We start from the raw sequence: 12,616 nt of genomic DNA, 5'->3' as shown, positions 1-12,616 counted from the left end.
CTGTTGCACTTTGGGTGTCACTTATCAAGCGAAAAACGTAAAAAAGCGTGAATCTGCGCGTATCAGCTCAGGCATACCCTAATTTGAGGATGGAGCCTTCCTCATGGCTGCATGATGAATTTAACCAGGCTGAATATTAGCGCGCCTGGAATGGCCACAATTGCCGCCAATATCAATAGCTCCCAAGGGGTCAGGATGTGCTGAAATTCTTTCAGGTACCCGCGGCGATTTCTGATATCCCTGAACCGCCACCATCTGACCTGAAGCGAATCAAAAATACTCGGTCGCTCAAGAACGCTTTCGACGCGGTTAAAGGTGAGGAATGGGGGAAGCAGAGCTGCAAGCCAATCGCTAGTTAGAACGTCGGTATTGTGCGTATGAGTGTATAGGAGCGGCTCATTTTCCTCTGATGGCTCAGATCTCATCACAGGGGCTTTGAAGAACACATGAATAACACCGTCGCTTGGCGAGTGGTGAATCAGCAGCTCTGCGCCTCTTTCGATATACAGTTCGGAAGAATCACCATCGGCGGTTCGAGTTAGGAGCCCCTCGCTTGTGTACTGCAGACCGAAGCGAAGACATACGCTTGTCACTCCGATCGGAAACTCCCCCAGCTGATTTCCTAGATGCCGGTTGGCCAATTCAATCCATTCTGGTTCCGTCACAAACATAGAGACATTGTGCTTCTTGGCCTCGAGTGCAAACGCGTTAAAAACTACAACCGCCCGTTGCGCGTGAATAGGCCAATTTCTGAACACTCGGTCTTTTCTTGCTTCGTTGGCGCTTCTCTTGCTTGCTTCCCTACGCCAGATTCTTTTTACATCCATTCTTGGTCTTCCAGTGCTCGGGTGGCGAATCAGAGGGAACTGGGGCGGATATCCAGCCCGACATTTGAATCTCCACCGATCCTGAACCTTTTTACCTGGCCCTCTTTGAGATTTGCCGCCTGCTCTTTCAAGCCGCCGCCCGAGTCGCACATCCCTTTCCCTTGCTGGTCAGCGCCAAGTCCTACCAGGTGTTCGCCAGCCGGCACGTAGAGCTTCACTACTTCTCCCGTGTCGATCCGGGCAACTGGCTTACCGTCGACGTGCACAGAAACGAAACAGCCCCCGGCAATGAAGCCGGTGTCGCGCGCGACGACGATCATGCCGAAGGGAACAGACGGTTTCGTTCCAAAAGCCAGCACTCGGTCACCGGCGATTGGTTTGGCCTGATCGAACGGGACGGGAGTGGTCGAGCAACCAGCAAGCGCGCCAGCGAAAGCCAGGACAGCGAAAGCGTGTTTCATTGAAGTCATCCATGGGAGTTGATTGCTCGATCGTAGCATTGGTGTCAGGTTTGGTCTTCTGCGTAGATTCCAGCACTGATAACGGCGCTTCCTACAATCATACGGCCATAACCTAGCGGCACCGGATTACCTTGGGCCTTAGTGTTCACGGGGCCATTGAAATCGTAGCTCGCCCTGTTATCAGCGGCGTCTTGTGCCCCAAGACCTTTGGGCGTGCCGGCAATCATTTGAGCCACACCGCCGAGAGTGAGAGAAATACCAACCGCACCCACGACGCCCCAAACCCCGCCACCGAATAGTGCTCCACCAGCAGCAGCCGCGCCGGTGCCGTAGGTTGCGAGCGAGGCGACCACCACCAGGGCGATACCGACAATTGTTTGAAGCGTTCCTGCCCGCTTGGAGCCTTGAATAACCGGCGCAATCCGGATGTCCGCGCGCCCAGGTGGATCGCCGAGTTCTTCCTTGCTGATGTTCCGCTTTCCGTGGAATACCGCGAAGGTAAGGCCTCTATCTTTGGCTTCCATCATGAATTGTTCGAAGCCAGGAAAAAGCACGCTCAATGCTCTCACGGCTTCTGCAGTGCTGTTTACAGCCAGGCTGTGCCTGCCACCAAAACGCTTGCCCAGCACGCCATGCAGACGGATTGTGCGAAGACGCTGATTCGGTGCGTAGTTTGTTGCGCTCATACCTGGTCCTCCGCGTAAATACCTGCGGAAATGATTGCTCCGCCCCACCTGCGTCTACCGCACGCAATGGCTACCGGGTTGCCCGATGCGGTTGTGTTTTTGGCGCTGCCAAATGCATACCCTGGCGTGTTCTCTGGCGCACCACTGGTCTTCAAGCCTTTTGCCTGCGGGCTAAGCATCTGGATGACGCCGCCAAGCGCCATTGATGCGCCCATCACGATCAAGGCAGACCCAAATGGGGCCCCGGCGCCAAAGGTGCCAGTTGTGATGACGAGGCCAACGACGATCAGCACGGCGCCGATGACAGTCTGCAACGCGCCGCCGCGCTTACTGCCAGCTATCACTGGAGCAATGCGGATTTCGCCTTTGCCATGGAAGCCGAGTTCGCCTTCTGCAAGGTTTTGCTTTCCGCGAAACACGGCGTATTCCACCCCTTTCTCTTTGCTGGACGAAAGGAATTTTTCGAAACCGGGAATCTGAACGCAGAGAGCGCGGACGGCTTCGGCAGGACTGCGCACCGCCAAATCAAACCTGCGCCCAAATCTGCGCAGAACGCCGTAAAGCTTGATTGTGGTAAGAGGGGTGTACTCAATGGCCATGGCCATATGCGTCTCCTATGCGCCGCTGGGGGCGCTCGGTGCGGTGGGTGATGCCGGGGTGAAAACGACCCCAAGCTGTCTGGCCAGAAGTGTTCGTGACGCCACGCAATGCTCTGTGACTATCTGTTTATGCTGGACGCCAACAAACCAGTTCACATCCTGTGCGCGCGCGCCCCGGAACGTCCCGCGAAGCAGGTCGGCTGAGATCCGCGCTTCATCCTCAGTGAAAAAAGGTCCGTCGATATTAACTTTCTGCCCATCACGAACGTGCTGAACATCCCACACAACAAAGCCCGGGCTTGCGGCGTGCGGAGTAAACTCAGTGGTCTTGCACGCCTCGGCGAAGCGCTCCTTGTGGGTTGGCGGTTGCCGGTCGGTGTTGCTGTGTTGGTTACTCATTCATTTACTCCGTTAGCGCCACTGGCGTCTGTCGTAGTGTCATCGGTCGGTGCGATCAGGCAAGCCATAAGTACGGGGACAGGCCTTGCCATGCCACGTGCTCGCGGCTCCAGATCGATCAGTGCGCGAGCTGCTGCGACGGCTTGGTCTGACGTACCAGGGAAATAGTGTCGCCGGCCTTTGATGTCGCACGTGTACCCCGACGGCGGTGCCATCTCAGGGCCTTCACCGCTCGCGTTCACCACATCGACAACGATCATCATGGGGGTTTCTAATCGGCTTGAGAGCTGGTTTTCCAGATCTTCCAGTCGAGCCTTAATCGTCTTTTGCATCTGCGCCCTCCATCAGGTTGAGCAATGATTTGGGTTGTTTGATCGGGCCGCCACCCATTGCCGCTGCGGCGCATTCGTCCATCACCTGGCTGATAGCCTTCACTGTCAGATCAAACTCACCTACACGCATCAGGCGCTCCAACTGGTCTAATTTCGCGGCAATCCTCATTCATCACCCTCCATGCTCGCCTCTATCGCTTTCAGGCGGCGCTCAAGGTCGGCCACTTCGATAACTCGGGACATCCCCAGGACGGCATCAAGCAGAACCTTTCCCTGTTCGGCAGGGAGGGTGCCGGCGGCGATCGCGCGCATGATCGATCGAGCAGTAGTAATCAGGTCGGTGTCGTCGAGGTCGAAACGCACAGGGTCAGAGGTGGGCTTGAGCGCTGGAATGAGGCGCTCAAGAATCAGACGGCAGGCCTGCATATCTCCGCCTTTCGCTGCTTCGAGCACCTTTTCGGTGACGTCCTCGGCGCCCATGGCCAACTTGGCGCGGATAGCCTGGGTTTCACCAGACCTGCCACCGGGATTACCTGAGACGCCGGCCTTGAATGTGCCGTTTTTGTTCCGCTCTTTAAGGTCTTTAAGATCGCTCAATGACAACCCCCTTACCTGTCGGGTAAAGGGTGTCTGCGAGCCGCTGGGCGCGGTCACGGGCCTCCTGCTCGCTATCGCCCTGCAGCACTGCCAACGTCCGGCCATCTTGCTTGAGTCGAACGTGGTATTTCGGAGGCAGGCCACGCAGGGCGCGATAGAACAGTTCGCCCAGTTCGATGGGGCGGTAGCGTGCAGAAAGCCCCATGCGTTACGCGGCCCCCTGAATTTGCTTGATGGCCTCGGCTTCCTGCTCAGCTTCCTCTTTCTCGATCGCGTCGAGGCGTTCTTTGATGCGATCTACGGTGCCGGGATGGACGCCCGTTACGAGGTCGTTTGCGCTGTCGCCGGCCGCGCCAACCTGGTCGTCAAGACTGATGCCGCTGTCTTTACCGATCAGTTGAAACGCGCGGTGAATGGTGTCCTGAGCATCCTCGGCAGCCTGATACAGATCTTCGAATTCCTGGGCTTCGCGAGGGTTAGCGCGTATTAAGGCCTCTTTTTGAACTCGGGCGTACCAGTCAGGGCTAACACCGCTTAATTCCCGAGGAAGACGCAACATTGCGTCAACGTAGGCCTTAGTAGTGCCCATGAGAAGGTGCGAGGTACGCTCAGAAGGCGTCATTGCGCGGAGCTGTGCCGCAAGGGCCAGATCGATTTGTACGGCGATGGAATCACCGTCACGGTAAGGCGTCACGGATGTCAGCCTTGCGGCTTGGGTTTTGTGGATTGCGCGCACCTCGTCAAGCTTGCGCTGCAGTTGGCCAAGGAAATAAAGCCGGTCTTTGGCTGCGCTTTTGATGTCGTCTTTTTTTGCCTCGGCAGACAAGCGAGTATCGCTGTTGAAATTCATGGCCGCGATTTGCAGGCCGGACACATGGTTACGGGCATCGGTAGCGATCTGGTAAAGACCAGAGAAGATGCCGTCTTGGGCGTGACGCCACATACCGACGATGCGATCTTTGCCGCCAGATGTAGCGCGAAGGTTTTTTACTTGCATGGGTTTCTCCAGGGGCTGCGGCTGGCTATTTCCAGCGCTGTGGGGCGAGGTCGTTTAGGCAGACATCTGCCAGGTCGCTGACAAGAAAATCGATGTAGCCGTTTCGGCCGTGGATGCGATAGCCGCCTGAGGGAATCGCATCTATGGCGATCCCGGCCTGGGCGGCGCGCTGGCGAACTACTTCGCGCTTTTGATCCTTCATTGCATTGCGCTGCCGTAAGCGTCTTCGCCCTGCTCAATACGGATGTGCTTCTTGATTGCGCCGGCGGTGGTGGCCGCTGGAATTCGAGCGGCCTGCAATTGGCGGTCTTCGGGGTATTGATCGAGAATCGCGTCGACCTGCTGGAGCAGATCAAGCGCCTTGTTCATGTCTTCGATAACTTTTTCCATGGTGATTGAGACCTATGCGGGAAGAGATGAGAGAAGTGGACGGCGCTCGGCCAGTGCAATCAAAAGCGCGCTGGCCTGAATATCGCCATTGCCCGCCGCAGAGCGCAGTCGGCACCAGGCCTCGCTCACTTCTGCCTGGGTTGCTTTCTTGGATGGTCCACGGCCTTTGGCTGGCTGATGCTCGGCGGTGAAAGTCATGATTTGCCCTCTGGCGGATGTCGAAAATTGCGACGACTGAGGGCAGATTTACGCTTAATTGGGTATTTGTACAGTGCTTTTTAAGTGCACCTTAGGTGCTACACGCAACCGGATCAAACGGGACTGAAATAGTTGGTTTGTAGCTGATCGGGGGAGGCTTTTTTGTTGCATTAAGTCGGAGGCAGGCAAATTGATACAGAGCCGAGCTTTCGGCTCAGTTCATCCTCAATTTGAGTCCGGATAAAATCGGGAGTACTTCGGATAACGAAAGGGGAGTCGTTAGAAGTCGGATTTCAAATCCAGCCTGCAACGCAGGGCGGGACAACTCCCACCATTGGTGGAAGCCTCCAACCCTCAGTGGGGAATGGACCCACTAGGATCGGCGCAGCAGTTCTTCTCACGCCGGAGAAGCGCCATATTGTCACGCGCCACGATTTGCGAATCACGAAAACGTGGCGCGGCAAGATGCCACGGGGTTTCGTGCCATTTACCTGCTCCGGCCTGCTGTCAGGGCCGGCCGACATCCGGTGCTGGGATGACAGAATCGTTCGGGTTAAGGCGAAGAAGGCAGATCAAATGATCCGATTCGGACGATTCGTCTGTCTCGCAGATGGATACTCAGCGCGTTTATCACTCGGGAATCAGCAGTTCATTGTATTTAGCTGGAACCAAAGCGATCTCTCCCCAAGCGAGATTCGTTGCTGCTAAGCCGATGCCGCTCTCGGTGATTTTCCCGAAAAACATTACGATGCGCCCTCTAGAGTTGTCGGTAATCCCTTTATCTCGACAGAAGCCGTTTGGAAGTTTCACATAAAAGTCCTTTACGGCGGAATTGCAAACAAGTTTAGTCATCCGGGTAGAGGTATCGTGGCTCCCAGCGTTGTGACTGCCGATGATCTTTCCGTAGTACAGGCGAGGTGTCTGGGGGCTATCCATAATATCGTAATCAACGTCAGCGATAGCTGTGAGCAGCTCTGCTAGCTTCACCGCGTGCGTAGCCTGCGGCAGAAAAAAGTACTTGTCCTTGTTTTTTTCGAAGTTCCGGCATATGCCCGCGATGGTGGTAATTGAGCTGGGTAACTCGAAAGATTCACCTTCATGCCTTCCTATTGGCACCTCCGACAAAGGCCCTTCGATGTCCTCAACTGGCGTTTCGTCATACTCGTTGCTTGGGGCCAATCGGACCTCAGGTTTCTCCTGCAAAAATTCCTTCACGATCGCCAGGTGTTCGTGCTCGATCGCCCGTCGGGCTTCTTCCCACGTGTCATACCGTTTTCCAACCGGTCTCTTTGCTCTCAATACACACGCGACGTGCTGCCACCGATTTAAGTGACGGTAGAAAGGATCGCGTTGGTTAGTGAAGATGTCCTTTTTTTTAGGGGTACGCTCGACGTTCGTATAGCAACCCGGGCAAAACAGGTTACCCATCATCTCTTCTTCATATTCATCTGGCGCGACCCGCTGGCTTGCTTTGAGGGTATCGCGGTTGCCGCCGTCAAAGTTCCAGCCAGAAAGGTGATATGCGAAAGCGATTTTTCGTTTTGTGGACATTGGTTTTCATTCTTGAAAGGACTAATGCCAAGTAGCCATACCGTCAGCGGGAAATCAAGATATTAGGGGCACCTTCGGATTAGCCACCGTATCGCTTTCACCACATTGTGGCGTTTCGCCATTCGGGCGCGGTACCGATAAAATCGGAACGACTCGCGAATCGTATTCCCTCATTGGGGGAAGACTTCAGCGAAACCAAGCCAGCCCACAGATACCGGATCGCCTCACTCGGCAAAGCCGGAATTATGGCTTTGAGATGTGCTCAGTTTTGAGCAGATCTATATCCTCAGATTTGAGGGCATTCAGACGCAGCGGCGGCACGTCGTCTCGGCAAAACTGAATTTGAAATCGATCTTCTGGATTCGAAATCCGAAACTACCCGGGTATTGGGCAGATACCGGCAACATTTCCGGCATCTTGATTGGCTAAATTTTCAGCCGATCCCTTCGCTCCTACAGCCCTGGCCTATCCTCCCGTTTCGGTATGGCAGATGCCTCGGCGAATCACCACCCCATACCAGGGGCAGCATTTATTTTGCATCCTCCCTATTGCGTGACTGCTAACGAAGGCGCACCATTACTCCGTCGTGACTGCTAACGGAGGCCGCAATGAAGGAAGACGACTCGAAGGGACCGCTATCGGCGGCTGATCGCCAAAGGCTCTACAAGGAGCGACAGCGCGAACTGGGCTTTAGGCAAACCACGGTGTGGGTTCACACGGAAACGGAGGAGGAAGGCAAGCAGGCAGCACGGGACGGCAAGCCACTTAAGCCGATGGCGTCGAAAGACCCGTTGAGTTGGGCGGCAGGCTGGATCGCTGAGAAGGGTAAAGAGTAAACCACCGGAATCCCGGTAGTTTTGATGTCGGATATTCGGACATCAAAGGTGGGGAAATCCCGTAATTAGATATCCCGAAAGTTCGGGACATTAAGAAGAGGTGCCAGGCCGCTGCGTCAACAGCGGCCTAGCCATCACACGACGCCACTTTGAGGTATACGTCATGCAATTTCAGCACAATATCATTCAAATCATGGATGTGCGCGGGCAAATCATCGGCACTATGAAACTGCCCGCATCGATCAAGCTGAACGACCTGGCCCCGCTCAAGATGCTGGGTGCCATCAGCGTTAAGGTTCTGCCTTGTGTTGACCAGTTCAACGGCGTCAGCGCTGGGGGTGTGCAATGAATCTGCAGCCCTACGTCGCCGAGGGCGAACTACTGCACCAGGTGATCTTGAGCCCGCAAGAAATGTGCTCGATGAACTTCGCCCGCGAGGAGCTCAACAAGCTCGTACAGATACTGTGGCCGTTGCTCGACCCTCTGCTGTGCCGCGAGGAAAATGGGGTCGCCTCTGATATCGCGCGCCATATTGAGCTGATCCGCATCTTCAGCGGTAACTTCTGCTGGCGGCATCGCCACGTAGGTGCGTCTTTTGGGGTGGTGGGTAAACGAAAAGGAATCGACGACTGATGTGCCGCAACTGGGCACTACCCTGTAACCGGGTGGTGCCGGCCATCAACCCAAGGCCCGCACTCGTTGCGGGTTTGTTGCGCCTGGGCTTTGATGGAGCAGATTTGCGCCATGGCCCAAAGCTGGACCATATCAGGCCGGCACCAGTCCCATCTGTCTCGCGATCTGCCGAGGCTTCACGCCACCCTGCAGCGCGCGCCGGGCATCAAGCGTCATCTTGTCCAGCGCCTTCTCCTCAAACGCTACTGCCATCGCCTGAGCCTTGCGCACGATCAGCAATGCTAGCTCTGGCGGGAACTCAACTTTGGTGATTGGCAGGTAGTCGCAATCGATCACGGACATAGTTCGCTCCAGGTGGCCGGCGCGTTACTGCGCGTATGGCGGAAAGTTTAAAGCGTAGCGGTCCGGCTTGGTGAGCGTCTTCACGATCAACCCGCGTTCAACGAGGTCTGCCAGAGCTTTACGGAGTTTCAGCTGGGGAACCTCGCCCGAAACATCCGGGCGCAGCTCTCGGGGACGCGCATCCCAGATCTGATGAAAGAAACTCACAAGCACCATCCTCGAGTACTGCGGAGCTTTACGCCACTCCGCACCGCGCATGATCGAATCGGGCACGAGGAAGTACTCCTTCATGGCTGCGCGGATCTCGTACTTCTTCAACGTGACACCCATTATCTGCTCCTGTTCTCGGTAGTGGGGATGGTAATAGTTATAAAGGGGATCAGTTTTTGATCCGTTCACCCCTTCAAAAAGCCCGGCAAGGGTTCAATTTTTGACCCCTTCAAACCGGGGCGTATACATAACCAGACGCAACCGGAAAATAAGGGATCAAAAATTGACCCTACACGGATCAATAATTGACCCTGCAAAAATCGAAATCATGGGGCTAGTTTTCGGATTGGCCGTTCCGTCGGCCCGAGGTGAAGCAGCTTTCCTGGACAGTCGTGAATTCGCAGCCACGTAAGTGCGTACAGACTGGGCTTCATCCCGTTCTCACCCTTGAAGTTGTCGCGTGTTTTAACGATCAGATTCCTATCCTGGAGGCCCTGCAGAGCTCCACGTAGAGTGTTCTTTGCCATGCCCCCACGGACTTCCATCATGGATTCAGTCGCGGCCAGGTCGCCGTTGTTGTTTCCTCGATATTGGGAAATAAGCAAATTGAATACGCGACACTCCGAACCAGTCATGGTGCAGAAGTCAGGGTGCTCGCCCAGGAGCCTAGGGATCATGTACGCGCCACGCCCACCCCAGTCAGCGTCACGCCTTACTTGCTTCTTAGCCATTCAGCGACTCACGAGCAGGCGCAGAGATGCCCTCAGTTATGAGGGCATCCTGCAATCGGTGAATTACGACGCTTCGCGCATCAGAATGTATTTCGCAACCCGGTGCGGCGGCCGGCCTGGCTCCGTGGACTGATGCGTCCAGTAGGTGCGGATCTCGAACCCCTTTTTCCTGAGGCGGCGGATCGTGTTCGGGGGCTGGACGATATCCAGGTCTTTCGCTGCTTCGATGGTCGATACCGGCCCGTTGCGAAGGGCTTCAATCATCTTGCGATCTTGCTCGGTGGAAGAGTGTCGTGTCATAGTTTGATGCTCACGTTGGTGCTACCCAGTGTGTACTTGCTCTGGCGGTGCTCGAACACCGTCAGGGCAATCCTAAGCGCAGCCCTGCGCGAAACGACCTCCCTTATTCCGCAAATCAACGAGCCCCCGCTTTTGCTGCGCGTTCTATCCATGCCTTCAATTCGGCCACAAGGATCAAGCGGCGCTTGCCGAGCTTGAACGCCTTCAGATCCCCATTAGCCATGACTTCATAAATCCCCGACCTCGAGTAACCGGTCATACGTGCTGCTTCCTCAACGCTAACGGAGAGGGGCGACAGAGCAGCGATTTGCGACATAAACGACTCCTTCTGGCTGGGTTGATGGATGCCAGTGGTTGCTAGTCTATATTTAGAAATTCTAATTGTGCAAGCAATTGCTAAATTCATTCGTACTTATTCGGATTGACGAGAGAATGCGAGTGCAGCAAGCTATGCGCGTAGGTCGGTTGGGCCGACCCGTTGAGGTGGTAGGGCTATGGCAACGAAGACGAGCAAGCGGACCGGCGAGACCAGCACCACGGTTGCCGTTGGGATCAGGATTGATCCGAAAATAAAGTTCGCGCTCGACATAATGGGGCGCTTACAAAAGCGCTCTTTGACAGCTGTAATCGAGTGGGCCATTTCCCAGGCAATCGAACAACAATCAACCGATGTTAATGGGACATCCCTGGCAATCGTGCTCGACAACGTATGGTCGACTGATGAGTCTGTGCGACTCGTAATGCTCGCTATCAACTTGCCAGAGGCTCTCACATACGACGAGTTGAGAATCTGGGAAACTATCAAGGCAAGTTCATATTTTTGGCTTAATTACCCCGACGGTACTTTTAGTCATCGCAATGATGATTTGTCATTGAGTGCAGTTAGGTCCGGCTGGCGTGACCTTCTCGAGCACGTCGAAAAGTACCGCAATAGCGCGACGATCGTACCTATTAGAGATGAGGACATAATCCCATTTTAAATCAGCTCCACCGCCGCCGCCTTAGTGCCAGGCGCCAAGTGGGCATAGCGCAACGTCATCTTGATATCCGAATGCCCCAGCAGATCCCGTACCGTATTGAGCGGTACGCCGGCCATGACCAGCTTAGAAGCGAACGTGTGGCGTAGGTCGTGCCAGCGGAAGCGGTCGACCTTGGCCAGCTGGAGCGCCCCGGCCCATGACTTCTTGACGTTATCCAGCCGATTGCCGTCCCGGCCTGGGAAAACGAAGCCAACCCCGTCGCCTTGCTCTTTCCACTTCGTCAGCGTGTCGAGCGCCTCCCTATTCAAGGGTATGTGCCTTGTCTGCCCCGATTTAGAAGTGTCGCCCTCAACGGTGATAAGTTTGTTCTTCAGGTCGACATCAGGCCAAGTCAGGTTGAAGGCCTCCCCGCGCCGCACGCCGGTATTGATCGAGAGCAGCACCAGCGGCTCCAGGTGATCGGTAAAGCGCACAGCCCCCAGGTCGACCATGGGCTCTTTCTGGCGTTCTAATCGCCACTTGTTGGCACTGTCGCGCCCGGCGCGTATTTCGCCGCTGCGGGCATCCATCGCCTTCCGCAAGGCAGTCTCCTCGTCAGTGCTGAGGTAGCGTATCCGGCTGCGATCATCCACCTTCAATCGGCGCACCTTCACCAGCGGGTGAATATCCAACATACCCCACTCCACCGCCCGGCTCAGCACTCCACGAAGGCGCGTGATATTCCGATTCGCGGTCGATGGTGCCCGCCCTGCGCGAAGCCAGGCAGTACGGATCTGCTCGACGCGCTTGGTATCGATGCTGCTGAGAGGGAGAGCAAGCAGTTCGTCGAAGCTGTGCCGAATCGCCCGGTTACCATTTTTGGCATCGCGGTGGTGCTCAACGGCCCACGGCTCGAAGGAAGCGGTCAGAAACTCTTCAAGGGTGGGCATTGCGGCACCGGCACGTTTCTCCGTCACGGCTAAGGGCTCGCCATTAGCGTGAGCATCAGCAAGGTACTGTGCCGACTCCTTGCGCGCCTGGTCGAGCGTCATCGCGCCGACGCGGCCGAGGGTGGCCGCCTTGTTCCGCGCCCAAGTGACCATATAACTCGCGTGCCCGCTTGGAAGAACCCGAATGGAAAGCCCTGGTTGCAGAGTGTCGTGAATACGGTAAGTCTTCGCCGCAGGCACAATGCCGGTTATCGTCTTTCCAGTGATCTTTGTTTTCATTCCGGGCCCATGACAGCAGAGTGACAGCAAAAACAACTATACGGTCAAGGATTGGCGGACGCAACCGGACTGTAAGCCCAATGAATACTGGGCACTACCCTATAGACGCTGCACCTGAATTTGCCCTCCGAAGGCAGTGGTCGTGGGTTCGAATCCCGCCTGGTGCACCAGATTCAACAGAAAGCCCGCCATGTGCGGGCTTTTTTGTTTTTGCGGTAATTGCAGAGCGTTAGCAGGAACCTCACCGGCACCTGCAGTCCTTATAACGACTCATTTATCTGCTCGTCCAAGTTGATTTCCTTTTCCTGTCTCAAATCCCGTTTCAGATACATTAGATGT

Annotated in this window: 23 protein-coding genes; 4 read left to right on the top strand and 19 right to left on the bottom strand. The window is 55.6% G+C overall.

Going from position 1 to position 12,616, the window contains the following annotated elements; translation table 11 throughout:
- Positions 1–101: 101 nt before the first annotated feature.
- From ACF0H7_RS00290 to ACF0H7_RS00225, 14 genes are all read right to left on the bottom strand, one after another.
- Entirely contained in the window at positions 102–827 is a 726-nt protein-coding gene (locus tag ACF0H7_RS00290; protein ID WP_397450867.1) for a hypothetical protein, read from the bottom strand.
- A gap of 29 nt (positions 828–856) precedes the next feature.
- Complete coding sequence (locus ACF0H7_RS00285; protein ID WP_397450866.1) at positions 857–1,288, bottom strand: hypothetical protein; 432 nt, start codon at positions 1,286–1,288, stop codon at positions 857–859.
- 44 nt (positions 1,289–1,332) lie between these two features.
- Positions 1,333–1,974 (bottom strand): tail assembly protein, encoded by a 642-nt coding sequence (locus tag ACF0H7_RS00280; protein ID WP_397450865.1) that lies wholly within the window; start codon positions 1,972–1,974, stop codon positions 1,333–1,335.
- The gene (locus tag ACF0H7_RS00275; protein WP_397450864.1) at positions 1,971–2,579 is read right to left on the bottom strand and encodes a tail assembly protein; all 609 of its coding nucleotides are present in this window, start codon (positions 2,577–2,579) and stop codon (positions 1,971–1,973) included. The genes ACF0H7_RS00280 and ACF0H7_RS00275 overlap by 4 nt, the downstream gene beginning before the upstream one ends.
- Before the next feature lie 9 nt (positions 2,580–2,588).
- Positions 2,589–2,972 (bottom strand): hypothetical protein, encoded by a 384-nt coding sequence (locus ACF0H7_RS00270; RefSeq protein WP_397450863.1) that lies wholly within the window; start codon positions 2,970–2,972, stop codon positions 2,589–2,591.
- Complete coding sequence (locus ACF0H7_RS00265) at positions 2,969–3,304, bottom strand: hypothetical protein (protein ID WP_397450862.1); 336 nt, start codon at positions 3,302–3,304, stop codon at positions 2,969–2,971. Before ACF0H7_RS00265 ends, ACF0H7_RS00270 begins: the two co-directional genes overlap by 4 nt.
- Positions 3,288–3,473 carry a hypothetical protein gene (locus tag ACF0H7_RS00260; protein WP_397450861.1) on the bottom strand — a complete coding sequence of 62 codons (186 nt, stop codon included), beginning with the start codon at positions 3,471–3,473 and terminating at the stop codon, positions 3,288–3,290. The genes ACF0H7_RS00265 and ACF0H7_RS00260 overlap by 17 nt, the downstream gene beginning before the upstream one ends.
- Positions 3,470–3,901: a hypothetical protein gene (locus tag ACF0H7_RS00255; protein ID WP_397450860.1), complete on the bottom strand. Its 432-nt coding sequence runs from the start codon at positions 3,899–3,901 to the stop codon at positions 3,470–3,472. Before ACF0H7_RS00255 ends, ACF0H7_RS00260 begins: the two co-directional genes overlap by 4 nt.
- On the bottom strand, positions 3,888–4,106 hold the full coding sequence (locus tag ACF0H7_RS00250) for a hypothetical protein (RefSeq protein WP_397450859.1): 219 nt from the start codon (positions 4,104–4,106) through the stop codon (positions 3,888–3,890). The genes ACF0H7_RS00255 and ACF0H7_RS00250 overlap by 14 nt, the downstream gene beginning before the upstream one ends.
- A 3-nt stretch (positions 4,107–4,109) precedes the next feature.
- A complete protein-coding gene (locus ACF0H7_RS00245) occupies positions 4,110–4,898 on the bottom strand; it encodes a hypothetical protein (RefSeq protein ID WP_397450858.1) in 789 nt (262 codons plus the stop codon).
- 25 nt (positions 4,899–4,923) lie between these two features.
- Entirely contained in the window at positions 4,924–5,100 is a 177-nt protein-coding gene (locus tag ACF0H7_RS00240; RefSeq protein ID WP_397450857.1) for a hypothetical protein, read from the bottom strand.
- Positions 5,097–5,288, bottom strand: coding sequence for a hypothetical protein (locus ACF0H7_RS00235; RefSeq protein WP_397450856.1), 192 nt, complete (start codon positions 5,286–5,288; stop codon positions 5,097–5,099). The genes ACF0H7_RS00240 and ACF0H7_RS00235 overlap by 4 nt, the downstream gene beginning before the upstream one ends.
- A 12-nt stretch (positions 5,289–5,300) precedes the next feature.
- Positions 5,301–5,486: a hypothetical protein gene (locus tag ACF0H7_RS00230; RefSeq protein ID WP_397450855.1), complete on the bottom strand. Its 186-nt coding sequence runs from the start codon at positions 5,484–5,486 to the stop codon at positions 5,301–5,303.
- 630 nt (positions 5,487–6,116) lie between these two features.
- Positions 6,117–7,037 carry a hypothetical protein gene (locus ACF0H7_RS00225; protein WP_397450854.1) on the bottom strand — a complete coding sequence of 307 codons (921 nt, stop codon included), beginning with the start codon at positions 7,035–7,037 and terminating at the stop codon, positions 6,117–6,119.
- Positions 7,038–7,645: 608 nt separating this feature from the next.
- Between ACF0H7_RS00225 and ACF0H7_RS00220 the strand changes: the two genes are divergently transcribed.
- The 3 genes from ACF0H7_RS00220 (at position 7,646) to ACF0H7_RS00210 (ending at position 8,506) form a co-directional block, all read left to right on the top strand.
- The gene (locus tag ACF0H7_RS00220; RefSeq protein ID WP_397450853.1) at positions 7,646–7,873 is read left to right on the top strand and encodes a hypothetical protein; all 228 of its coding nucleotides are present in this window, start codon (positions 7,646–7,648) and stop codon (positions 7,871–7,873) included.
- A gap of 163 nt (positions 7,874–8,036) precedes the next feature.
- On the top strand, positions 8,037–8,222 hold the full coding sequence (locus ACF0H7_RS00215; protein ID WP_397450852.1) for a hypothetical protein: 186 nt from the start codon (positions 8,037–8,039) through the stop codon (positions 8,220–8,222).
- Complete coding sequence (locus ACF0H7_RS00210; protein WP_397450851.1) at positions 8,219–8,506, top strand: hypothetical protein; 288 nt, start codon at positions 8,219–8,221, stop codon at positions 8,504–8,506. The genes ACF0H7_RS00215 and ACF0H7_RS00210 overlap by 4 nt, the downstream gene beginning before the upstream one ends.
- 132 nt (positions 8,507–8,638) lie before the next feature.
- On the opposite strand, the gene ACF0H7_RS00205 is transcribed toward ACF0H7_RS00210, so the two are convergent.
- The 4 genes from ACF0H7_RS00205 to ACF0H7_RS00190 all read right to left on the bottom strand — a co-directional run bounded on the left by ACF0H7_RS00205 (position 8,639) and on the right by ACF0H7_RS00190 (position 10,405).
- Positions 8,639–8,848 carry a hypothetical protein gene (locus ACF0H7_RS00205; RefSeq protein ID WP_397450850.1) on the bottom strand — a complete coding sequence of 70 codons (210 nt, stop codon included), beginning with the start codon at positions 8,846–8,848 and terminating at the stop codon, positions 8,639–8,641.
- A gap of 24 nt (positions 8,849–8,872) precedes the next feature.
- Complete coding sequence (locus ACF0H7_RS00200) at positions 8,873–9,178, bottom strand: hypothetical protein (protein ID WP_397450849.1); 306 nt, start codon at positions 9,176–9,178, stop codon at positions 8,873–8,875.
- Between the two features lie 674 nt (positions 9,179–9,852).
- Entirely contained in the window at positions 9,853–10,089 is a 237-nt protein-coding gene (locus ACF0H7_RS00195) for a helix-turn-helix domain-containing protein (RefSeq protein WP_186609160.1), read from the bottom strand.
- Positions 10,090–10,204: 115 nt separating this feature from the next.
- Positions 10,205–10,405, bottom strand: coding sequence for a helix-turn-helix domain-containing protein (locus tag ACF0H7_RS00190; protein WP_397450848.1), 201 nt, complete (start codon positions 10,403–10,405; stop codon positions 10,205–10,207).
- Between the two features lie 178 nt (positions 10,406–10,583).
- On the opposite strand from ACF0H7_RS00190, the gene ACF0H7_RS00185 reads away from it, so the two are divergent.
- Positions 10,584–11,069 carry a hypothetical protein gene (locus tag ACF0H7_RS00185; RefSeq protein WP_397450847.1) on the top strand — a complete coding sequence of 162 codons (486 nt, stop codon included), beginning with the start codon at positions 10,584–10,586 and terminating at the stop codon, positions 11,067–11,069.
- Here the strand turns inward: ACF0H7_RS00185 and ACF0H7_RS00180 are convergent.
- The gene (locus ACF0H7_RS00180) at positions 11,066–12,277 is read right to left on the bottom strand and encodes a tyrosine-type recombinase/integrase (RefSeq protein WP_397450846.1); all 1,212 of its coding nucleotides are present in this window, start codon (positions 12,275–12,277) and stop codon (positions 11,066–11,068) included. The two genes, ACF0H7_RS00185 and ACF0H7_RS00180, sit on opposite strands and share 4 nt — an antisense overlap.
- Positions 12,278–12,616: the final 339 nt, after the last annotated feature.

The organism is Pseudomonas sp. NA-150 (assembly GCF_044336365.1).
Lineage (GTDB): Bacteria > Pseudomonadota > Gammaproteobacteria > Pseudomonadales > Pseudomonadaceae > Aquipseudomonas.
The sequence above is the reverse complement of the archived record's forward strand: the minus strand, read 5'-3'. Positions and strand labels throughout refer to the sequence as shown.